The sequence below is a fragment of the Streptomyces sp. CNS606 genome, from assembly GCF_000426325.1.
Genome location: NZ_KE384522.1, coordinates 195623 through 216837, shown reverse-complemented (window position 1 = coordinate 216837; position 21215 = coordinate 195623). Strand labels below are relative to the sequence as shown.

At 71.1% G+C, this 21215-nt stretch carries 21 protein-coding genes; 18 read left to right on the top strand and 3 right to left on the bottom strand.

The features are described from left to right. Positions 1 to 112: 112 nt before the first annotated feature. From K304_RS31330 to K304_RS0125510, 18 genes are all read left to right on the top strand, one after another. On the top strand, positions 113 to 1228 hold the full coding sequence (locus K304_RS31330; protein ID WP_051308843.1) for an LCP family protein: 1116 nt from the start codon (positions 113 to 115) through the stop codon (positions 1226 to 1228). Positions 1229 to 1404: 176 nt separating this feature from the next. Next, positions 1405 to 1632, top strand: a complete 228-nt coding sequence (gene rpmE / locus K304_RS0125590; RefSeq protein ID WP_027766034.1) for a 50S ribosomal protein L31 — start codon at positions 1405 to 1407, stop codon at positions 1630 to 1632. A gap of 168 nt (positions 1633 to 1800) precedes the next feature. Then, on the top strand, positions 1801 to 2874 hold the full coding sequence (gene prfA, locus K304_RS0125585) for a peptide chain release factor 1 (protein WP_027766033.1): 1074 nt from the start codon (positions 1801 to 1803) through the stop codon (positions 2872 to 2874). A 92-nt stretch (positions 2875 to 2966) separates the two neighbouring features. Further along, positions 2967 to 3806: a peptide chain release factor N(5)-glutamine methyltransferase gene (gene prmC / locus K304_RS0125580; RefSeq protein WP_027766032.1), complete on the top strand. Its 840-nt coding sequence runs from the start codon at positions 2967 to 2969 to the stop codon at positions 3804 to 3806. A 3-nt stretch (positions 3807 to 3809) separates the two neighbouring features. Next, a complete protein-coding gene (locus K304_RS0125575) occupies positions 3810 to 4457 on the top strand; it encodes an L-threonylcarbamoyladenylate synthase (RefSeq protein ID WP_027766031.1) in 648 nt (215 codons plus the stop codon). Continuing rightward, on the top strand, positions 4454 to 5116 hold the full coding sequence (locus tag K304_RS0125570) for a low molecular weight phosphatase family protein (RefSeq protein WP_027766030.1): 663 nt from the start codon (positions 4454 to 4456) through the stop codon (positions 5114 to 5116). Before K304_RS0125575 ends, K304_RS0125570 begins: the two co-directional genes overlap by 4 nt. A gap of 156 nt (positions 5117 to 5272) precedes the next feature. Next, complete coding sequence (locus K304_RS0125565) at positions 5273 to 6619, top strand: MraY family glycosyltransferase (protein ID WP_027766029.1); 1347 nt, start codon at positions 5273 to 5275, stop codon at positions 6617 to 6619. A 230-nt stretch (positions 6620 to 6849) separates the two neighbouring features. Then, on the top strand, positions 6850 to 7293 hold the full coding sequence (locus K304_RS0125560; protein WP_027766028.1) for a Cg1360 family ATP-synthase-associated protein: 444 nt from the start codon (positions 6850 to 6852) through the stop codon (positions 7291 to 7293). Positions 7294 to 7497: 204 nt separating this feature from the next. Next, positions 7498 to 8313 (top strand): F0F1 ATP synthase subunit A, encoded by an 816-nt coding sequence (atpB, locus tag K304_RS0125555; RefSeq protein WP_027766027.1) that lies wholly within the window; start codon positions 7498 to 7500, stop codon positions 8311 to 8313. Between the two features lie 72 nt (positions 8314 to 8385). Further along, positions 8386 to 8622 (top strand): ATP synthase F0 subunit C, encoded by a 237-nt coding sequence (gene atpE, locus K304_RS0125550; RefSeq protein ID WP_027766026.1) that lies wholly within the window; start codon positions 8386 to 8388, stop codon positions 8620 to 8622. Between the two features lie 40 nt (positions 8623 to 8662). Then, positions 8663 to 9211, top strand: a complete 549-nt coding sequence (locus K304_RS0125545) for a F0F1 ATP synthase subunit B (protein WP_027766025.1) — start codon at positions 8663 to 8665, stop codon at positions 9209 to 9211. Further along, positions 9208 to 10023: a F0F1 ATP synthase subunit delta gene (locus tag K304_RS0125540; RefSeq protein WP_027766024.1), complete on the top strand. Its 816-nt coding sequence runs from the start codon at positions 9208 to 9210 to the stop codon at positions 10021 to 10023. Before K304_RS0125545 ends, K304_RS0125540 begins: the two co-directional genes overlap by 4 nt. 115 nt (positions 10024 to 10138) lie before the next feature. Continuing rightward, positions 10139 to 11710 carry a F0F1 ATP synthase subunit alpha gene (atpA, locus tag K304_RS0125535; RefSeq protein WP_027766023.1) on the top strand — a complete coding sequence of 524 codons (1572 nt, stop codon included), beginning with the start codon at positions 10139 to 10141 and terminating at the stop codon, positions 11708 to 11710. 2 nt (positions 11711 to 11712) lie between these two features. After that, a complete protein-coding gene (locus K304_RS0125530; protein ID WP_027766022.1) occupies positions 11713 to 12699 on the top strand; it encodes a F0F1 ATP synthase subunit gamma in 987 nt (328 codons plus the stop codon). A 2-nt stretch (positions 12700 to 12701) separates the two neighbouring features. Continuing rightward, on the top strand, positions 12702 to 14144 hold the full coding sequence (gene atpD / locus K304_RS0125525; RefSeq protein ID WP_027766021.1) for a F0F1 ATP synthase subunit beta: 1443 nt from the start codon (positions 12702 to 12704) through the stop codon (positions 14142 to 14144). A gap of 91 nt (positions 14145 to 14235) precedes the next feature. After that, positions 14236 to 14619 carry a F0F1 ATP synthase subunit epsilon gene (locus K304_RS0125520; protein ID WP_027766020.1) on the top strand — a complete coding sequence of 128 codons (384 nt, stop codon included), beginning with the start codon at positions 14236 to 14238 and terminating at the stop codon, positions 14617 to 14619. A gap of 133 nt (positions 14620 to 14752) precedes the next feature. Further along, positions 14753 to 15205 (top strand): DUF2550 domain-containing protein, encoded by a 453-nt coding sequence (locus K304_RS0125515; protein ID WP_037792003.1) that lies wholly within the window; start codon positions 14753 to 14755, stop codon positions 15203 to 15205. Positions 15206 to 15317: 112 nt separating this feature from the next. Next, positions 15318 to 17042 (top strand): serine/threonine-protein kinase, encoded by a 1725-nt coding sequence (locus K304_RS0125510; protein ID WP_027766018.1) that lies wholly within the window; start codon positions 15318 to 15320, stop codon positions 17040 to 17042. Between the two features lie 129 nt (positions 17043 to 17171). Here the strand turns inward: K304_RS0125510 and K304_RS0125505 are convergent, their stop codons facing one another. The 3 genes from K304_RS0125505 to K304_RS0125495 all read right to left on the bottom strand — a co-directional run bounded on the left by K304_RS0125505 (position 17172) and on the right by K304_RS0125495 (position 21105). Next, the gene (locus K304_RS0125505) at positions 17172 to 19022 is read right to left on the bottom strand and encodes a glycoside hydrolase family 18 chitinase (protein WP_037792002.1); all 1851 of its coding nucleotides are present in this window, start codon (positions 19020 to 19022) and stop codon (positions 17172 to 17174) included. 158 nt (positions 19023 to 19180) lie between these two features. Next, a complete protein-coding gene (locus K304_RS0125500; RefSeq protein WP_027766016.1) occupies positions 19181 to 19855 on the bottom strand; it encodes a response regulator transcription factor in 675 nt (224 codons plus the stop codon). Continuing rightward, complete coding sequence (locus tag K304_RS0125495) at positions 19852 to 21105, bottom strand: histidine kinase (RefSeq protein ID WP_027766015.1); 1254 nt, start codon at positions 21103 to 21105, stop codon at positions 19852 to 19854. Before K304_RS0125495 ends, K304_RS0125500 begins: the two co-directional genes overlap by 4 nt. Between the last annotated feature and the right edge of the window lie 110 nt (positions 21106 to 21215).

Sequence of the window (21215 nt, the reverse complement as noted above, 5' to 3'; positions counted from 1 at the left end):
TTCGGGCGTACCGGGCCGGACGGCGGGGCGCGGAAACTCGTCGGCGTGCCGCCGGACGCGTGGGGTACTCGCCCCGTTCGCATGACGCCGGACGGGAGGAGCGCCTCGCGCGATGGCGGAGCAGGACAGCAGGACAGGGCACGGCGAGCCGGACGAGTGGCCCCGGGGCGGGCGGCACCGGCGCAGGCGGAGGCGCGCCCTCGTCGTCACCGCCTGGACGGTCGCCGCGGTCCTCCTCCTCGGTGCCGCGGGCCTCGGATTCGTCTACTACCGGCTGGACGGCAACATCGCCGGCGTCGACATCAACGGCCGCCTCGGCGGCGACCGCCCCGAGGACATGCCGCACGGCTCCGTCGACATCCTCGTCCTCGGCTCCGACTCGCGGTCCGGCGAGAACGCCCGGTACGGCGACGACGACGGGTCCGCCCGCTCCGACACCGCCATGATCGTGCACGTCAACGAGGCGCACGACCGTGCCACGATCGTGTCGATTCCCCGCGACACCCTGGTAGCCCGGCCCCCGTGCCGGAAGGCCGACGGCAGCGTGGCGCCCGGCGCCGCACCGTCGATGTTCAACGAGGCCTACCGGGTCGGCGGGCCCGCCTGCGCCGTGAAGACCGTCGAGGCGATGACCGACATCCGCATGGACCACTACCTGGAGGTCGACTTCACCGGCTTCAAGGAGCTCGTCGACACCCTCGGTGGCGTGGAGGTCACCCTGCGCGAACCGCTGCAGGACGCCGACAGCCACCTCGACCTGGCGGCGGGCAGCCACACCCTGGACGGCGAGCAGGCCCTCGCCCTGGTGCGCACCCGGCACGCGGTCGGGAACGGCAGCGACCTGGGCCGGATACAGCTCCAGCACGCCTTCCTGCGCGCCCTGCTCGGGAAGGTCGACGACGTCGGCCTCTTCAGCGACCCGGCGCAGCTCTACGACCTCGCCGACACGGCGACCTCGGCCGTCACCACCGACACGGAGCTGGACTCGGCCGCCGACCTGCTCGGCATGGCCAAGCTGCTCAAGGACGTCGGGCCGGGCGAGATCGACATGCTCACCATGCCCGTGCGCTACGACCCGGACGACCCCAACCGCGTCCTGCCCCTGAAGGGGAAGGCCGACCAGGTGTGGGACGCGCTGCGCGCGGACCGGACGGTCCCCGAGTCGGCCACCGAGGGCAGCGCGGGCGCCCGCAGCGACGCCGACGTCGTACGCCGGGAACGCGGCTGACCGCGCCCCCGCGCCGCGCCACGGAACCCGGCTGCCCCGGTCCGGGCCGGAATACCGGACGCCTCCACCCCGTTTTGTTCGTGTGCGGCCGGTAGTGGCAGACTGGTACGTCGGCCCCGGTTCACGCGGCGCAATCCGCGACGCGACCCGGCGCCCTCCCGAACCTAGGAGACACCTTGAAGCGCGACATCCACCCGGAGTACACCGAGACCCAGGTCAGCTGCACCTGCGGGGCCTCGTTCACCACCCGTAGCACCATGTCCGGCGGCAGCATCCGCGCCGACATCTGCTCCGAGTGCCACCCGTTCTACACGGGCAAGCAGAAGATCCTCGACACCGGTGGCCGCGTGGCCCGCTTCGAGGCCCGCTTCGGCAAGAACGCCGGGTCCGGCAAGAAGAAGTAGCGACCCGACAGCGCCGGTCCCCGGCCGCCTCAGCGCAGGCGGCCGGACCGGCGCTTCGTCGTTTCACCGCCGTACGCGGCGCGTCCCGGCCCCCGGCTCCGTCCGGCAGCGACGGGACCGCGACGCCGCGGCGCCACCCGCGCCCACTCCAGACAAGGACGACAGCCGATGTTCGAGGCGGTCGAGGAACTGATCGGCGAACACGCCGACCTCGAGAAGCAGCTCGCCGACCCGGCGGTGCACGCCGACCAGGCACGCGCCCGCAGGCTCAACAAGCGCTACGCAGAGCTCACGCCGATCATCAACGTCTACCGCGCCTGGCGGCAGAACGCCGAGGACATCGACACCGCGCGCGAACTCGCCGCCGACGACCCCGACTTCGCCGCCGAGGTGAAGGAACTGGAGGCCGGCCGCGAGGCCCTCACCGAGAAGCTGCGCCTGCTGCTCGTCCCGCGCGACCCCAGCGACGACAAGGACGTCATCCTCGAGATCAAGGCCGGGGAGGGCGGCGACGAGTCCGCGCTCTTCGCCGGCGACCTGCTGCGCATGTACCTGCGCTACGCCGAGCGCACCGGCTGGAAGACCGAGCTGATCCAGTCCAACGAGTCCGACCTCGGCGGATACAAGGACGTCCAGATCGCCGTGAAGGCGAAGAGCAACGCCGAACCCGGACAGGGCGTGTGGGCCCGGCTGAAGTTCGAGGGCGGCGTGCACCGCGTGCAGCGGGTGCCGGCCACCGAGTCGCAGGGCCGCATCCACACCTCCGCCGCGGGCGTGCTGGTGCTCCCCGAGGCAGAGGACGTCGACGTCGAGATCAACGCGAACGACCTGCGCATCGACGTCTACCGCTCCTCCGGACCAGGCGGCCAGTCCGTCAACACCACCGACTCCGCGGTCCGCATCACCCACGAGCCGACCGGCATCGTCGTCTCCTGCCAGAACGAGAAGAGCCAGCTCCAGAACAAGGAGCAGGCGCTGCGCATCCTGCGCGCCCGGCTGCTGGCCGCCGCGCAGGAGGAGGCCGAGAAGGAGGCGTCGGACGCACGCCGCAGCCAGGTCCGCACCGTGGACCGCTCGGAACGCATCCGCACGTACAACTTCCCGGAGAACCGCATCTCCGACCACCGTGTCGGTTTCAAGGCCTACAACCTCGACCAGGTACTCGACGGCGAACTCGACCCGGTGATCCAGGCCTGCGCCGACGCGGACTCCGCTGCCAAGCTGGCAGCCTCGCAGAGTTGACCGAGCCCAGAGAGCCGACCCAGCAGCCCCCGCGTGGAGGACCGAAGGAAGTGCAGCCATCATCCGGGGGCGCCGGCCCCCGCTCCCGTCCGGTGCTGCTCGCCGAGGTCGCGCAGGCCACCCAGCGCCTCGCCGACGCCGGCGTGCCCTCCCCCCGCTTCGACGCCGAGGAGCTCGCCGCCTACGTGCACGGCGTGAAGCGCGGCGAGCTGCACCGCGTCGCCGACGCCGACTTCGACGCCCGCTACTGGGAGGCGGTCGCCCGCCGCGAGGCCCGCGAACCGCTGCAGCACATCACCGGCCGCGCCTTCTTCCGCTACCTCGAACTCCAGGTCGGCCCCGGGGTGTTCGTGCCGCGCCCGGAGACCGAGTCCGTCGTCGGCTGGGCGATAGACGCCGTACGCGCCATGGACGTCGCCGAGCCGCTGATCGTCGACCTGTGCACCGGTTCCGGCGCCATCGCCCTCGCCCTCGCCCAGGAGGTGCCGCGGTCCCGTGTGCACGCCGTGGAGCTGGACGAGGGCGCGCACGGCTGGGCCGCGAAGAACGTCGAGGGCAGCCGCGTCACCCTGCACCGCGGCGACGCGCTCCGCGCGCTCCCCGAACTCGACGGGCAGGTCGACCTCGTCATCTCCAACCCGCCCTACATCCCGCTCACCGAGTGGGAGTATGTGGCCCCGGAAGCCCGCGACCACGACCCCTCTCTCGCGTTGTTCTCCGGGGAGGACGGACTCGACGTCATCCGCGGCCTGGAACGCACGGCGCACCGCCTGCTCAGGCCCGGCGGCGTCGTGGTGGTCGAGCACGCCGACACCCAGGGCGGCCAGGTCCCGTGGATCTTCGCGGAGGACCGCGGCTGGGCGGACGCCGCCGACCACCCCGACCTCAACAACCGTCCGCGATTCGCCACTGCCCGCCGGGAGGTGCCCTGAGACATGGCACGCCGTTACGACTGCACCGACGCCACCGAGCGCAAGACCGGCCTGCGTGAGGCGGCCGCCGCCGTACGCCGCCGCGAACTCGTCGTGCTCCCCACCGACACCGTGTACGGCATCGGCGCCGACGCCTTCAGCTCGGAGGCCGTCGGCGACCTCCTGGAGGCCAAGGGCCGCGGGCGCAACATGCCCACCCCCGTCCTCATCGGCTCGCCCGACACCCTGCACGGCCTGGTCACCGACTTCTCCGAGACCGCCTGGGAACTCGTCGACGCCTTCTGGCCCGGCGCCCTCACCCTCGTCGCCCGCCACCAGCCGTCCCTGACCTGGGACCTGGGGGAGACCCGCGGCACCGTCGCCGTCCGCATGCCGCTCCACCCGGTCGCGCTGGAGCTGCTGAACGAGTTCGGGCCGATGGCCGTCTCCTCCGCCAACCTCACCGGCGCACCCGCCCCGCAGGACTGCGACGCCGCGCAGGACATGCTGGGCGACTCCGTCTCCGTCTACCTCGACGGCGGCCGCACGCCCGACCCCGAACCGTCCTCCATCGTCGACGTCACCGGCAAGGTCCCGGTGCTGCTCCGCGCCGGCGCACTCAGCGCCGAGGAGCTGCGCAAGGTGGCACCGGACCTCGAGGTGGGCAGTTGACGCCTCCTCCCGAAGGGCGTGGCATACCGGTCCAGGCGGGCCCCGGCGAGGCCGGGGTCTTCCGCATCCTCCACGTCTCCACCGGCAACGTCTGCCGCTCGCCGATCACCGAGCGGCTGACCCGGCATGCCCTCGCGGACCGGCTCGGCGGCCGTCTCAGCGACGGCATCGTCGTGGAGAGCGCCGGAACGTGGGGACACGAGGGCGCGCCCATGGAGGAGCACGCGGCGGCCGTGCTGGCCGAGCACGGAGCCGACCCGACCGGCTTCCTGGGGCGTGAACTGCTCGACGAGCACGTCATCCGCGCCGACCTGGTGCTCACCGCCACCCGGGACCACCGGGCGCAGGTGATCTCCATGGGGCATTCGGCGGGGCTGCGCACGTTCACGCTCAAGGAGTTCACCCGCCTGGTGCGGGCCATCGACCCGGCGACGCTGCCGCCCCCCGGCAGCGCCGCGGGAGTCGCCGAACGGGCCCGCGCCCTGGTGCAGGCCGCCGCCGCGCTGCGCGGCTGGCTGCTGGCGCCCAGCGCCGACGCGGACGAGATCTACGACCCGTACGGCGCGCCCATCCCGTACTTCCGGAGCGTCGGCGACGACATCAGCCACGCCCTGGACCCCGTTGTGACGGCGCTCACCGGGGTACCCGCACCCACATGACCCGGACGCGCGACCGGGCGCGCCACCGCCTGGACGCGGAGCGTCACGCCCGGACACGCGAAACCGCCGGCGGGCGCGAGCCGTCGTAAGGTGTGGAGGCCGGAGTGAGCCGTACCGCGAGGAACCACCGCAAGACCGCGAGACCCTGGGGATACGTTGCGTGAATATCTGCTGACGCTCTGCGTCACGGCCGCGGTCACCTACCTGCTGACCGGACCGGTGCGGAAGTTCGCCATCGTGGCCGGCGCGATGCCGCAGATCCGCGCCCGCGACGTGCACCGCGAGCCCACCCCGCGCCTCGGCGGCATCGCGATGTTCGGCGGCCTCTGCGCGGGCCTGCTGGTCGCCGGGACCCTCACCAACATCGGTGAGGTCTTCACCATGTCCGACGAACCACGCGCGCTGCTGTCCGGCGCCGCGATCATCTGGCTCCTCGGCGTCCTGGACGACAAGTGGGGCGTCGACGCCCTGATCAAGCTCGGCGGCCAGATGATCGCCGCCGGCGTCATGGTCTACCAGGGCCTCACGATCCTCTGGCTGCCGATCCCCGGCGTCGGCAACGTCGCCGTCACCCCCATGCAGGGCACGCTGCTCACCGTGGCGCTGGTGGTCATCACCATCAACGCGGTCAACTTCGTCGACGGCCTGGACGGCCTCGCGGCGGGCATGGTCTGCATCGCCGCTGCGGCGTTCTTCATGCACGCCTACCGCGTCTGGTTCGGCTACGGCATCGAGGGCGCGGCCCCGGCGACGCTGTTCGCCGCCATCCTGATGGGGATGTGCCTGGGCTTCCTGCCGCACAACATGCATCCGGCGCGGATCTTCATGGGCGACTCCGGCTCCATGCTGATCGGCCTGGTGCTCGCCGCGGGCGCGGTCTCCATCACCGGCCAGATCGACCCGGACCTCATCGTGTACAACGAGGGGGGTTCCGAGCAGTCCGCCGTCCGCGGCATGGTGCCGCTGTACATGCCGCTGCTGCTGCCGTTGACCATCATCGCGGTGCCGGTGGCCGACCTGCTGCTGGCGGTCGTCCGCCGCACCTGGAAGGGCCAGTCGCCGTTCGCGGCCGACCGGGGGCACCTGCACCACCGGCTGCTGGAGATCGGCCACTCGCACAGCCGCGCCGTGCTGATCATGTACTTCTGGTCGGCGCTGATCGCCTTCGGCGCCGTGGCCTTCTCCGTGCAGGCCTCGTCCCTGGTGATCGTGCTCGTCGTCGTCGCACTCTGCGCGGTCGGTCTGGTGATCCTGCTCATGCCGCGCTTCACGCCCCATGTGCCCGCCTGGGCGCAGGTGCTGGTCCCGCCGCGGTACCGGCGCCCCGGCGCCGAGCACGCCGACGAGGGGCCCGCCGACGCCGGTTCGGCCTCCGGCCCGGAACCGGAGTCCGGGCCGTCCCGGGGGGCCGCCGAAGAGGAGAGCCGCGAACCCGCCCTCGCCGGCCTCCACGGCGCCACGGCCATCGGCGGCCGCCGCCAGGTCCTCAACGATCGCGGCTGACCGGTGCCATGGGGGCGTCAACGAGAGCACACTGGTCAACTCCCTTGTGTGACCGGCAGCACACGAAGTAGGTAAAGACCTCATCAAATAGTTTGTGATACCGTTCACGAGAACCCGGTGACACACCGAAGGGCCGCACTGAGACGGCCCTCCGGTGGGCGTTGTGCCCACTCAGCCGGGGATACGCTCGTCAACGACGACAGACGCCCCCGACTCCCCGGAGTACCCCCATGCCCAACGACGCCCGCATGCTCCTGCACTGCGCCGTCCCGACCGCCGCAGGCGGTGCCGTGGGCGCGGTCGTGAGTGGCCTGCTGGCCGGCGGCAAGGGTGCGATCGGCGCGGTGGCCGGAGCGGTGGTCGTGATCCTCTTCATGGGGGGTGGCCTCGCGGGCCTGCAGAAGACCGCGAAGTCGTATCCGCACCTCTTCCAGGCCATGGGCCTGCTGCTCTACACCACGCAGATCCTCCTGCTCGCCGTCGTCCTGATCGCCTTCAGGGGCACGACGTTGTTCGACGGCAGGGCGTTCGCCTTCACTCTTCTCGGGTCCACCCTGGTGTGGGTCACCTCGCAGGCCGTCGCCCACAAGAAGGCGAAGATCCTCTACGTGGAGCCCGACTCCTCGGCTGCCGCGTCCCCTTCGAAGAGACCGGAGACCGGAGCCCGGACGTGAGGCGTAGGGCCGGGATAAGCACGCGTTCGAGCAACTGCTATGGTCCGATGCCATCTGCGGCGATGCAGCTGTGTCGGACGACCGGCTCTGCGTCTGTGAGCCGCCCCCAATTTCGTATGACCAGTCCAGTGCCGTTCCGCGACCCCGCGTCGCGCCGACACACCGAGGTAGCCGTATCCATGCGCAACGCAGAAGGAGCTCGCGGTGAGTGCTGACCAGATGCTCGCCTTCGAGACCGATTGCCACATCTTCGATGGATGCGGCTTCAGCACTGTTTCGCCGGGCCTGCACAGCTTTGTCTTCGAGCCGATCTTCACCGTCGGCGGCTTCGAGTTCAACAAGGTGATGCTGCTGGCCTTCCTGGGGTCGCTGATCATCGTCGGCTTCTTCTGGGCCGCGTTCAGCAAGCCGAAGGTGGTGCCCGGCAAGCTGCAGATGGTCGCCGAGGCGGGCTACGACTTCATCCGCCGCGGCGTCGTCTACGAGACGATCGGCAAGAAGGAGGGCGAGAAGTACGTTCCGCTGATCGTCGCGCTCTTCTTTTTCGTCTGGATCATGAACCTCTGGTCGATCGTTCCGCTCGCCCAGTTCCCGGTGACCTCGATCATCTCGATCCCGGCCGGTCTCGCGCTCATCGTCTACGTGACCTGGGTCACGCTGACCTTCAAGCGGCACGGTTTCGCGGGCGCGTTCAAGAACTTCACCGGCTACGACAAGTCCCTCGGCCCGGTGCTTCCCCTGGCCATGCTGATCGAGTTTTTCTCGAACCTGCTGGTCCGGCCCTTCACCCACGCGGTCCGGCTCTTCGCCAACATGTTTGCCGGACACGTTCTGCTCCTCCTGTTCACCATCGCCAGCTGGTACCTGCTGAATGGTTGGGGCATCGCCTACGCGGGCGTCTCCTTCGTCATGACCATCGTCATGACGGCCTTCGAACTCTTCATCCAGGCCATCCAGGCGTACGTCTTCGTCCTCCTGGCCTGCGCCTACATCCAGGGCGCGCTCGCCGAGCACCACTGAGCCCCCTCACCGACCACCCGTCCTTCCGATGGCCAACCCCCATCGGATCGTGAAAGAGAAGGAAGAACCGGCATGTCCGCTCTCGAGAACCTCGCCGCTGTCACTGGCAACATCGGTTCGATCGGCTACGGCCTCGCCGCGATCGGCCCCGGCGTCGGCGTCGGCATCGTCTTCGGTAACGGCACCCAGGCCCTGGCCCGCCAGCCCGAGGCCGCCGGCCTGATCCGCCAGAACCAGATCCTCGGCTTCGCCTTCTGTGAGGCGCTCGCCCTGATCGGTCTGGTCATGCCGTTCGTCTACCCGTCCTGACGACGGCGCGCGACCGACCCTTTCGACGAAAGGCACTGATGTGAACGCCCTGGAACACCTGGCGCAGGAGGGGGAGAAGCTGAACCCCCTCGTCCCGCCGCTGCCAGAGCTGGTCATCGGCCTGATCGCCTTCGCCATCGTCTTCGGTTTCCTCGCCAAGAAGCTCCTCCCGAACATCAACAAGGTTCTGGACGAGCGGCGCGAGGCCATCGAGGGCGGCATCGAGAAGGCCGACGCGGCCAAGCTCGAGGCGCAGCAGACCCTCGACCAGTACAAGGCCCAGCTCGCCGAGGCCCGGCACGAGGCCGCGCGGATGCGGTCCGAGGCCGAGCAGCGGGGCGCCGAGCTCATCGCGGAGATGCGGGCCGAGGGCCAGCGTCAGCGCGAGGAGATCGTCGCCGCCGGTCACGCGCAGATCGAGGCCGACCGCAAGCAGGCGGCCCAGGCGCTGCGTCAGGACGTGGGCACGCTCGCCACGACCCTGGCCGGCAAGCTGGTCGGCGAGTCCCTCGAGGACCACGCCCGCCAGAGCCGCGTCATCGACCGCTTCCTCGACCAGCTCGAGGAGAAGGCCGAGGCTGCACGATGAACGGAGCGAGCCGCGAGGCACTGGCTGCCGCACGCGAGAGCCTGAACTCGCTGACCGACAGCACGTCGGTCGACGCGACGAAGCTCGCCGACGAGCTGGCCGCCGTCACCGCGCTGCTCGACCGCGAGGTGTCGCTGCGTCGGGTCCTCACCGACCCGGCGCAGTCCGGCGAGGCCAAGGCCGAGCTGGTCGGACGCCTGCTGGGCGGACAGGTCGGCGGGGAGACCGTCGACCTGGTGTCCGGCATGGTCCGCTCCCGCTGGTCCTCCTCGCGCGACCTGGTCGACGCGACGGAGGAGCTGACGGACAGCGCCGACCTCGTCGCGGCCGAGCGGGTCGGCGACCTGGAGGACGTCGAGGACGAGATCTTCCGGTTCGGCCGGACGGTCGCCTCCTCGCCCGAGCTGCGCGCCGCGCTGACCAGCCGCACCGCGCGGGTGTCGGCCAAGACCGAGCTGCTGCACACGCTGCTCGGCGGCCGGGCCAAGCCCGCGACCGAGCGTCTGGTGACGCGTCTCGTCACGCACCCGCGGGGACGTAGCCTGGAGAACGGGCTGGAGCACCTCTCCAAGCTCGCGGCGGAGCGCCGGGACCGTTCGGTCGCGGTCGTCACGTCCGCGGTGCCGCTGTCCGACGGGCAGCGGGACCGTCTCGCCGCCGTGCTGGCGTCCCTCTACGGCCGCCAGGTGCACCTCAACCTCGACGTGGACCCCGAAGTCCTCGGCGGGATCACGGTGCGCATCGGTGACGAGGAGATCAACGGTTCGATCGCGGACCGCCTCGGAGAGGCGCAGCGTCGGATGGCCGGCTGAGGCCGCTCCCACCGGGACGGCCTGGCCACACCAACTCAACAAGCATCACTAGCGGCCCGAGTTGGGCCGTAACAGACAAGACTTACGGGCCCAACAAGGAGAGCAGGGAACCCAGATGGCGGAGCTCACGATCCGGCCGGATGAGATCCGGGACGCGCTGGAGAACTTTGTCCAGTCGTACACGCCGGACGCGGCCTCGCGCGAAGAGGTCGGGACGGTCAGCGTTGCCGGTGACGGCATCGCGAAGGTCGAGGGTCTTCCCTCGGCCATGGCGAACGAGCTGCTGAAGTTCGAGGACGGCACCCTCGGCCTCGCCCTCAACCTCGAGGAGCGCGAGATCGGTGCCGTTGTCCTCGGCGAGTTCAGCGGCATCGAGGAGGGCCAGCCGGTGCAGCGCACCGGAGAGGTCCTCTCGGTCCCTGTCGGCGAGGGCTACCTCGGCCGCGTCGTGGACCCGCTGGGCAAGGCGATCGACGGTCTCGGCGAGATCGAGACCGACGGCGTGCGTGCCCTCGAGCTGCAGGCCCCCACGGTCATGGACCGCAAGTCGGTGCACGAGCCGATGGAGACCGGCTACAAGGCCGTCGACGCGATGACCCCGATCGGCCGCGGCCAGCGTCAGCTGATCATCGGCGACCGCCAGACGGGCAAGACCGCGCTCGGCATCGACACGATCATCAACCAGCGCGACAACTGGCGCTCGGGCGACCCGGACAAGCAGGTCCGCTGCATCTACGTCGCCATCGGCCAGAAGGGCTCCACCATCGCGTCCGTGCGTGGCGCGCTGGAGGAGGCCGGCGCCCTGGAGTACACCACCATCGTCGCCGCCCCGGCGTCCGACCCGGCGGGCTTCAAGTACCTGGCGCCCTACACCGGCTCGGCCATCGGCCAGCACTGGATGTACCAGGGCAAGCACGTCCTGATCGTCTTCGACGACCTCTCCAAGCAGGCCGACGCCTACCGCGCCGTGTCCCTGCTGCTGCGCCGCCCGCCGGGCCGTGAGGCCTACCCGGGCGACGTGTTCTACCTGCACTCCCGGCTGCTCGAGCGCTGCGCGAAGCTCTCGGACGACATGGGCAAGGGCTCGATGACCGGTCTGCCGATCGTCGAGACGAAGGCGAACGACGTGTCGGCGTTCATCCCGACCAACGTCATCTCCATCACCGACGGCCAGTGCTTCCTGGAGTCCGACCTGTTCAACGCGGGCCAGCGCCCGGCGCTGAACGTCGGTATCTCGGTCTCCCGTGTGGGTGGTTCCGCCCAGCACAAGGCGATGAAGCAGGTCTCCGGTCGTCTCCGCGTGGACCTCGCCCAGTTCCGTGAGCTGGAGGCGTTCGCCGCCTTCGGTTCCGACCTGGACGACGCCTCGAAGCAGTCGCTGGAGCGCGGTTCGCGCATGGTGGAGCTGCTGAAGCAGGCGCAGTACGCCCCGTACGCCACCGAGGACCAGGTCGTCTCCATCTGGGCCGGCTCCAACGGCAAGATGGACGACGTGCCGGTCGCGGACATCCGGCGGTTCGAGCGCGAGCTGCTCGACTACCTGCACCGCGAGCACAAGGGCCTGATGACCTCGATCGTCGAGGGCGGCAAGATGTCGGACGACACCGTTCAGTCGGTCTCCGACGCCGTGGACTCCTTCAAGAAGACGTTCGAGACCGCGGACGGCAAGCTGCTGGGCGAGGGCTGAGCATGGGTGCCCAGATCCGGGTCTACAAGCGGCGGATCAAGTCCGTCACTGCGACCAAGAAGATCACCAAGGCGATGGAGATGATCGCCGCCTCGCGCATCATCAAGGCGCAGCGACAGGTCGCGGCCTCCACGCCGTACGCGACCGAGCTCACCCGCGCGGTGACCGCGGTGGCGCAGGGCTCCGGCAGCAAGCACGCCCTGACCACCGAGGCGGACAACCCGACCCGGGCCGCGGTCCTGCTGATCACCAGCGACCGCGGTCTGGCGGGCGGCTACTCCTCCAACGCCATCAAGGCCGCGGAGCAGCTGACCCGTCGGCTCGAGGGCGAGGGCAAGGAGGTCGACACCTATCTCGTCGGCCGCAAGGGCGTGTCCTACTACGGCTTCCGCAAGCGCGCGGTCGCCGGGTCCTGGACAGGCTTCTCCGACAGCCCGACCTACGCGCACGCCAAGATGGCGGCCGAGCCGCTGATCGAGGCGATCACCGCGGAGCAGGGCACCTCAGGGTCCGTCGACGAGCTGCACATCGTCTACACCGAGTTCGTGTCGATGATGACGCAGACGCCGGTCGACCGGCGCATGCTGCCGCTCACCCTCGACGGCGCCGACGAGTCCGGCGCGGCCGCGGAACCGGTGTCCGTCTCGAAGGCAGACGCTGCCAAGGGTGACGAGCCGAAGCCGGCGGCGAAGGACGGCAAGATCCTTCCGCTGTACGACTTCGAGCCCTCCTCCGAGGACGTGCTCGACGCCCTGCTGCCGCGGTACGTCGAGAGCCGGATCTACAACGCCCTGCTGCAGGCGGCCGCCTCCGAGCACGCCGCCCGCCGCCGTGCGATGAAGTCGGCGACCGACAACGCCGAGGAACTCATCAAGTCGCTCACGCGGCTTGCCAACGCGGCCCGCCAGGCCGACATCACCCAGGAAATCAGCGAGATCGTCGGTGGCGCGAGCGCCCTGGCCGACGCTTCTGCGGGGAGTGACCGCTAATCATGACCACCACTGTTGAGACCGCGACCGCGACCGGTCGCGTCGCGCGGGTCATCGGCCCGGTCGTCGACGTGGAGTTCCCCGTCGACGCGATGCCGGAGATCTACAACGCGCTGACCGTCGAGGTCGCCGACCCGGCCGAGAACGGCAAGAAGAAGACCCTGACCCTCGAGGTCGCCCAGCACCTCGGTGAGGGCCTGGTCAAGGCCATCTCGATGGAGCCCACCGACGGCATCGTCCGTCAGGCCCCGGTGACCGACACCGGCAACGGCATCACCGTGCCGGTCGGCGACGTCACCAAGGGCCGGGTGTTCAACACCCTGGGCAAGATCCTGAACGAGCCGGAGGCCGAGTCCGAGGTCACCGAGCGCTGGCCGATCCACCGCAAGGCCCCGGCCTTCGACCAGCTCGAGTCCAAGACCGAGATGTTCGAGACCGGCCTGAAGGTCGTCGACCTGCTGACCCCGTACGTCAAGGGCGGCAAGATCGGCCTGTTCGGCGGCGCGGGCGTCGGCAAGACCGTCCTCATCCAGGAAATGATCATGCGTGTGGCGAAGCTGCACGAGGGCGTTTCCGTGTTCGCCGGCGTCGGCGAGCGCACCCGTGAGGGCAACGACCTCATCGACGAGATGGCCGAGTCCGGCGTTCTCCCGCAGACCGCGCTGGTCTTCGGCCAGATGGACGAGCCGCCGGGCACCCGTCTCCGGGTCGCGCTGGCCGGTCTGACGATGGCGGAGTACTTCCGCGACGTCCAGAAGCAGGACGTGCTGTTCTTCATCGACAACATCTTCCGCTTCACCCAGGCCGGTTCCGAGGTCTCCACGCTGCTCGGCCGCATGCCCTCCGCGGTGGGCTACCAGCCGAACCTGGCGGACGAGATGGGTGTGCTCCAGGAGCGCATCACCTCGACCCGCGGCCACTCGATCACCTCGATGCAGGCGATCTACGTGCCCGCGGACGACCTCACCGACCCGGCCCCGGCGACGACCTTCGCGCACCTGGACGCCACGACCGTTCTGTCGCGTCCGATCTCCGAGAAGGGCATCTACCCGGCGGTGGACCCGCTGGACTCCACCTCCCGGATCCTGGACCCGCGCTACATCTCGCAGGAGCACTACGACACGGCCTCCCGCGTCAAGGGCATCCTGCAGAAGTACAAGGACCTCCAGGACATCATCGCCATTCTCGGTATCGACGAGCTCGGCGAGGAGGACAAGCTGGTCGTCCACCGTGCCCGCCGTATCGAGCGCTTCCTGTCGCAGAACACCCACGCGGCGAAGCAGTTCACCGGCCTGGACGGATCGGACGTTCCGCTGGACGAGTCGATCACCGCGTTCAACGCGATCGCGGACGGCGACTTCGACCACTTCCCGGAGCAGGCGTTCTTCATGTGCGGTGGCCTGGAGGACCTGAAGGCGAACGCCAAGGAGCTCGGCGTCTCCTGACGCGGTAGTCGGACGGCGGGTCCGGGCCCCGGCCCGGCCCCGCCCCGGCACCCCTTATCCTTTTCACCATCCACGTAAGCGAGGAGCCACTGTGGCTGAGTTGCACGTCGAGCTGGTCGCCGCGGACCGCAAGGTCTGGTCGGGCGAGGCCGGCCTGGTCGTCGCGCGCACCACGTCGGGTGATATCGGTGTCATGCCCGGCCACCAGCCGCTGCTCGGTGTCCTGGAGTCCGGCCCGGTCAACATCCGCACGACCGGTGAGAGCGGCGAGGGCACCGTCGTCGCCGCCGTGCACGGCGGATTCATCTCGTTCGCCGACAACAAGCTGTCTCTGCTCGCGGAGATCGCCGAGCTGTCCGACGAGATCGACGTCCAGCGCGCCGAGCGTGCGCTGGAGCGGGCCAAGGCGGACGCCGACGCCGCCGCCGAGCGGCGCGCCGACGTACGCCTCCGCGCGGTGACGGGCGCCCACTGAGGCCCGACGCCGCGGAGCAGACACTCAGCCGCGGACCGCACCGGAGCATCTCCGGGGCGGTCCGCGGCTGAAGCCATACCGGAACCGTCGACGTGCAGCCGGACGTCGAGACGATGCGAGGAGGTCGGTGAAGATGGTCCTCGCACTCGTGCTGTGCGGAACGGCCCTGCTCCTGGTGGTGCTGGCGCTGTTCGTCTTCGGCCTGCGACGGCGGCTGATCCAGCGCTCCGGCGGCACGTTCGACTGCTCGCTGCGCTGGGACGTGCCGGCCGAGGAGACCGGCGAGTCCGGCGGCAAGGGCTGGGTCTACGGCGTCGCCCGCTACAACGGTGACCAGGTCGACTGGTTCCGCGTCTTCTCCTACGCGCCCCGGCCGCGGCGCACGCTGGAGCGTTCCGGCATCGACGTCCGCGCCCGCCGCCTGCCCAGCGGCGAGGAGGAGCTGGCGCTCCTCTCCGACCAGGTCGTCCTGGGCTGCACCCTCTACGGCACCCGCGTCGAGCTCGCGATGTCCGACGACGCCCTCACCGGCTTCCTCGCCTGGCTGGAGGCCGCACCCCCGGGCCAGCGCGTCAACGTCGCCTGAGGGGGCGTCCCGGTCGCCGGTCCTTCTCCGGGCGGCGTCGTGGTTGACGTACCCGGCCGTTATAGTCCCCGGCAGTTGATGATCGCCACGACGCGACGGGGGACGGAGCATCATGGGCAGCGCCGGAAACGTGCCGGAGGTCTTCCAGCCGTTGGGGCCGGACGATCCGAGGTCCGCGGGGGACTACGAAGTGGTCGCCCGCCTGGGAGCGGGCGGCATGGGCAAGGTGTACCTGTCCTACACCCCTGCCGGCCGCCCCGTGGCGATCAAGGTGATCCGGCCGGAGCTCGCCGACGATCCGGAGTTCCGACGGCGCTTCCATCTGGAGGTGGCCGCCGCGCAGCGTGTGCAAGGGCTGTACACGGCGCCGGTGATCGACAGCGACACCGAGGCCCCGGCGCCCTGGCTGGCCACCGCCTTCGTGGAGGGCCCGACTCTGACCGCGGCCGTGTCCGGGCACGGAGCGCTGCCCGTGAGCAGCACGGTGCTGCTGGGCGCAGGGGTGGCCGAGGCACTGCAGGCGGTGCACGCAGCCGGCCTGGTGCATCGTGACCTGAAGCCCTCCAACGTGCTGCTGGCCGCGGACGGGCCGCGCGTCATCGATTTCGGGATCGCCCGGGCCACCGACGTCACCGGGCTCACCGACACCGGTGTCGCCGTCGGCACTCCGGCCTTCATGTCGCCCGAGCAGGCTCTCGGCCGCGAGCTGGGCGCGGCAACGGACGTGTTCGCGCTCGGTCAGGTGGTCGCGTATGCGGCACAGGGGTCTCCGGCGTTCGGGGAGGGGCCGTCCCCTTCGGTGCTCTACCGCATCGTCCACGAGGAGCCGGATCTGACGGGCGTCCCGGAGGAGCTGCTGCCCCTGCTGCGGCGTTGTCTGGCCAAGGAGGCCGGCGAGCGGCCCTCGCTCGAGGAGGTGGTCGGCCTGTGCCGGAGCGCTGCGCCGGACGGGCGACTGCGTCGTTCGGGTGACTGGCTTCCCCGCGCCGTGGCCACGGAGATCACCCGGCACGAGGCGCATCTCGCGCACCGCCCCGCCGAGGCCCCCGCGACGGTCCTCGACCCCGGTCCTTCGGGGGCGGGGCCCGCGGACGTCCACCAGGAGCACACCCGGGCCGCCCGGTCCACTGGTCCGCAGCCCCCGCCGCCGGCGTTTGCGCCCGGACACCGGAACGCGCCGTACCCGCATGCGTACCCGCACCCGAACCCGTCACCGTATGGGCGAGGGGCGCCCGCGGACCGCATGCCGCAGGCGGGGAACGCGGGGCGCCGAGGCACCCGTCGCGTCCTGCTGTGGGGCGGCGTCTGTCTCGCGGCGCTGTTGGCCCTCAGCCTTCGCGCCTCGTTCTTCGGTCTCTTCGGTACGGACGACGGGAACGCGTCGGGGGGCGGCGCCTCTCAGGGGGCGGGCGGGGCGCCGGGCGGCGGGGCCGAGAGCCGCGACCCCGAGCCGGTGACCTATGAGGGGATCGATCTCCCGAGCAACTACCACCTGGACCTCGGGGACGATCCGCTCAGGCCGCGTGAGAGCAATGTGGACGACCTGTCCTACATCGCGGACTTCACGGGCCGGTACCTCATCCCGTACGGCGAGCGGCTGGTTCTGCTCCGCGCGGCGGAGAAGGGGTCGCTCGAGACCTGCCGCGAGGTCACCCGATACACCGAGGGACGCCTCGACCTGGACAAGCTCGGCCAGGGGGCGGAGCTCTGTCTGACGACGGAGGCCGGTCACATCGCGCTGGTGACCTTCCGGGGCGCGTCGGACGTCGACGACCCGAGCCAGTACGTGACGCTGGATGTGACGGTCTGGCGCGGTGCGGGGGAGCCGGGCTTCTGACCGGCGCCCCTCGCGGAGCCGCAGGGACGGCGCGGGGTGGGGGTCGTACCCGGAAAGACGCGAGCAGGGCCCGCAGCACGGTTGCCGCGGGCCCTGCTCCGGGGTGACGGCCCGACCGGGCCGCAGACGTCAGCTCAGGCCGGTGTCGATGGCCGTGACGAGTTCGCCGTTCGTCGTGTCGCCGCTGAACTCCCAGAAGAAGGCGCCGCCGAGGCCCTGGTCCTTGGCGTAGGACATCTTGCCGTGGATGGTCTCGGGCGTGTCGTAGCTCCACCAGTTGTTGCCGCAGTGGGCGTAGGCGGTCCCGGCCACGGTCCCGGTCGTCGGGCAGCTGTTCTTGAGGACCTTGTAGTCCTCGATGCCCGCCTCGTAGGTGCCCGGGGCCGCGCCCGTCGCCGAGCCGCCGGGCTCGCTCTGGGTCACGCCGGTCCAGCCGCGGCCGTAGAAGCCGATGCCGAGGAGCAGCTTGTCGGCGGGCACGCCGATGGCCTTGAGCTTCTGGATGGCCGCGTCGGAGTTGAAGCCCTCCTGCGGGATGCCGTCGTAGCCGCGCAGCGGCGAGTGCGGGGCGGTGGGACCGTCCTTGTCGAAGGCGCCGAAGAAGTCGTACGTCATGACGTTGTACCAGTCGGTGTACTGGGCGGCGCCCGCGTAGTCGGCCTTCTCGATCTTGCCGCCGTCGGAGGCGTCCGCGGTGATGGCCGCGGTGACGAGCTGGTCGCCGAACTTCGCGCGGAACGCCTGCATCATGTCGCGCATGGAGGAGTAGCCGCTGCTGTCGCAGCTGAGGCCGCAGGCGTTGGGGTACTCCCAGTCGAGGTCGACGCCGTCGAAGACACCTTCCCAGCGCGGGTCGTTGACGAGCTGGTAGCAGGACTCGGCGAACGCGGCCGGGTTCTGCATGGCCTCACCGAAGCCGCCGGACCAGGTCCAGCCGCCGAAGGACCAGAGCACCTTGATGTGCGGGTGCTTCGCCTTCAGCTCCAGCAGCTGGTTGAAGTTGCCGCGCAGCGGCTGGTCCCAGGTGTCGGCGACGCCGTCGACGCTCTCGGCCGCGGTGTGGGCCTTCTCGATGGCGGCGTAGGAGTCGCCCATGGTGCACTTGCCGCCGGTGACGTTGCCGAAGGAGTAGTTGATGTGCGTGATCTTCTCGGCGGAGCCGCTGGTGTCGATGTCCTTGACGTCGTAGTCGCGGCCGTAGACGCCCCACTCGGTGAAGTAGCCGAGCTTGACGTGCCCGTCGGCGGGCGGCTCGGGGTCGCCGCCGCCGTCCGAGGTGGTGGACGCGGTGACGGTGGCGCCGGCCGGGCCGACCTGGCCGGCGGTGTCCTCGGCGGTGACCGCGTAGGCGTACTCGGTGCCGGGGGTGAGGCCGGTGTCGCGGTAGGAGGTGCCGGTGACGGCCGCGACCTCGGTGCCGTTGCGGAAGACGTGGTAGCGGGCGACGCCGTCGTCGTCGGTGGCCGCGGACCAGTTCAGGGTGAGCGAGGTGTCGGTGGCGGAGCCGACCGTCAGGCCGCCCGGTGCGGAGGGCGCCTCGTCGGAGGGGTCGCCGCCGCCGGAGCCGTCGCAGGGCTCGCCGTTGACGGTGCAGCCGGTGGGCTCGCCGGTGCCGGTGCCGTTGAAGCCGATGGTCGCGGACTGGCCGGGGGCGAGGTCGGCGTTCCAGCTCGCCGGGGTGGCGGTGTAGTGGTCGCCGTCACGGGTGACGGTGCCGTTCCAGTGTGAGCCGACGGTGGTGCCGGAGGGGAAGTCCCACTCCAGCTCCCAGTCCGTGAGGGTGGTGTCGCCGGTGTTCTCGACGGTCCACTGACCGCCGAAGCCGGTGTCCCACTGGGAGGTCCTGATGAACGTCGCGGTGGCCGACTCGGCCGCCTGCGCGGGGGTGGCCAGTCCGACCAGCAGGCCTATGGGGAGCAGCAGCGCCACGGCGAACGCCGTGGCTCTGCCGCGGATGCGTCGTACGGTTCCTGATCTCAAGGGTGCTCCTCGAGTCCGGTCCGGTGCGGTGGAGAGTCCGGAGGGGGTACGGGTGGGGACCGCGCCGCCTGCGGGCGCCTGTGGGTGCGCTCGCCGCGGTCACGGGGAGCGTAGAGAGGTCTGGACCACTGGTCAATAGGTCTGGACCAGAAGGGTCGTCAGTCCGTCGTGACGCCCCACTCCCGGGCGAACACCGCAGCCTGGGTGCGGCTGCGCAGCTCCAACTTCCCCAGCAGCCGGCTGACATGGGTCTTCACGGTGGCCTCCGCCATCGTCAGCCGGTCCGCGATCTCCGCGTTGGAGAGCCCGCGCCCGAGGCAGCCCAGCACCTCGCGCTCGCGTGGCGTGAGTGCGGCCAGCCCGGGATGCGCCTCGCCGCCGCCCCGTCCCGCCGGGGCGGACGGGCGCGCGAACTCGGCGATCAGCCGCCGGGTGACCGCGGGAGCGATCAGCCCTTCCCCGCGCGCCACCGTGCGGACCGCGTCGATCACCGCGCTCGCCTCGCTGTCCTTCAGCAGGAAGCCCGCCGCCCCGGCCCGCAGCGCGCCGAACACGTACGCGTCCAGGTCGAAGGTGGTGAGCACCAGCACGTCCGCGAGTCCTTCGTCCGTCACCTGCCGGGTCGCCGAGACGCCGTCGAGCCGCGGCATCTGCACGTCCATCAGCACCACGTCCGGGCGCAGTTCCCGCGCCAGGCGTACGGCCTCCTCGCCGTCGGCGGCCTCCCCGACCACCTCGACGTCCCCCGCGCTGCGCAGGATGAGCACCAGTCCCGCCCGTACGGCCTGCTGGTCCTCGGCCACGAGCACCCGGACCGCGGAACCTCCGGTCACCTCTTCTTCCTCCCCTCGGCGGGCAGTTCGGCCCGCACCCGCCACACCCGTCGCCCGTCCCCCTCGGGGTACGCGGGCCCGGCCGTCAGTGTGCCGCCCAGCAACTCGACCCGTTCACGCATGCCGACGAGCCCGGCGCCCGAGCCGGGAGCGCGCGGACCGGACGGACGCGCGCCGCCCAGCGGGCTGGTCACGGTGACGGCGAGTCCGCCGCCGTCCCCGTCCGCTCCGCTCCCGCCGCCGTCCCCGACGTCCGCCAGGCGCACCGCGACCTCCCCGGGGGAGGCGTGCTTGAGCGCGTTGGTCACCGCCTCCTGCACGACGCGGTATGCGGCCATCTCCACCGGCACGGGCGGACCGTCCCCGGCCCGCCGTGTGTCGTGCAGCGAGAACACCAGGTCTGCGCCGCCGGCGGCGCGGGCGCGCGCCAGCAGCGCGTCCAGCCCGTCCAGCCGGGGTGTCGCGTCCGGCACCGGACGCCCCTCCGCGTCCCGCAGGATGCCGATCAGACGGCGCATCTCGGTGAGGCCCTGCACGCTGTTCTCGCGGATGACGCCGAGCGCGTCCCGGGTGGCGTCCCGGTCGTGCTGGAGCGCCTGGGCAGCGGTGGCGTGGATGGCGATGGCCGACAGGTGGTTGGCCACGATGTCGTGCAGCTCGCGTGCCATCCGGGCCCGTTCGGCGTTGACGGCCTGTACCCGGTCCGCCTCGGCCAGCAGCAGGGTCTGCTCGGCGCGCAGCCGTTCCGCCTCGGCGGCCTCCCGGTGGCCGCGCACCACGACGCCGGTGAACGACGGGGCCAGCGTGATCAGGCCGGTGGCCATGCCGATCAGCAGCAGCTCGGGATTCCGCCAGACGGACACCGGCACCACCGTCGCCAGCACGGTGAGCGGCACGGTGGCCCGCGGCAGCCGGCGGGCCAGCTTCGGCCCGCCGTACACCACCGCGGCGTACACCAGGTCGGTGAACATCACCACGGGCGCGACCAGCGTGCCCGCCAGGGTGTCCAGGACCAGCGCGGCGGTGCCCAGGCAGAGCGCGACGCCGGGGGCGCTGCGGCGCAGCAGCTCGGTGCCCGCCATGACGGCCAGGGCGACCAGCGCCGCCCAGGAGGGCACGCCGAGCAGCTCCGGGCCGCCCTGGATGCCTGCGCCCCACAGCGCGAGCCCTCCGGCCAGGCCCGCCGCGCCGATCAGCACGTCGTCGCGGTGCGGCCGGGCCGGGCGGCGGGGGAGCGGCAGGCTGGGCATGCGCCCATCACAGCACGCCGGCCGCCCCGTCGGCGTCGGCGCAGGGGCGGAGCCGGCCGGTACATCGAAGGATGCAGCGCGGAATCGTCGCCGGTGACGACGTGGACGAC

What these genes read in the sequence shown, in the direction of transcription:
- K304_RS31330 (WP_051308843.1), top strand. Translation starts at nt 113, where the DNA reads ATGGCGGAGCAGGACAGCAGGACAGGGCACGGCGAGCCGGACGAGTGG.
- prfA (WP_027766033.1), top strand. Translation starts at nt 1,801, where the DNA reads ATGTTCGAGGCGGTCGAGGAACTGATCGGCGAACACGCCGACCTCGAG.
- K304_RS0125575 (WP_027766031.1), top strand. Translation starts at nt 3,810, where the DNA reads ATGGCACGCCGTTACGACTGCACCGACGCCACCGAGCGCAAGACCGGC.
- K304_RS0125560 (WP_027766028.1), top strand. Translation starts at nt 6,850, where the DNA reads ATGCCCAACGACGCCCGCATGCTCCTGCACTGCGCCGTCCCGACCGCC.
- atpE (WP_027766026.1), top strand. Translation starts at nt 8,386, where the DNA reads ATGTCCGCTCTCGAGAACCTCGCCGCTGTCACTGGCAACATCGGTTCG.
- K304_RS0125540 (WP_027766024.1), top strand. Translation starts at nt 9,208, where the DNA reads ATGAACGGAGCGAGCCGCGAGGCACTGGCTGCCGCACGCGAGAGCCTG.
- atpA (WP_027766023.1), top strand. Translation starts at nt 10,139, where the DNA reads ATGGCGGAGCTCACGATCCGGCCGGATGAGATCCGGGACGCGCTGGAG.
- K304_RS0125530 (WP_027766022.1), top strand. Translation starts at nt 11,713, where the DNA reads ATGGGTGCCCAGATCCGGGTCTACAAGCGGCGGATCAAGTCCGTCACT.
- atpD (WP_027766021.1), top strand. Translation starts at nt 12,702, where the DNA reads ATGACCACCACTGTTGAGACCGCGACCGCGACCGGTCGCGTCGCGCGG.
- K304_RS0125515 (WP_037792003.1), top strand. Translation starts at nt 14,753, where the DNA reads ATGGTCCTCGCACTCGTGCTGTGCGGAACGGCCCTGCTCCTGGTGGTG.
- K304_RS0125510 (WP_027766018.1), top strand. Translation starts at nt 15,318, where the DNA reads ATGGGCAGCGCCGGAAACGTGCCGGAGGTCTTCCAGCCGTTGGGGCCG.
- K304_RS0125495 (WP_027766015.1), bottom strand. Translation starts at nt 21,105, where the DNA reads ATGCCCAGCCTGCCGCTCCCCCGCCGCCCGGCCCGGCCGCACCGCGAC.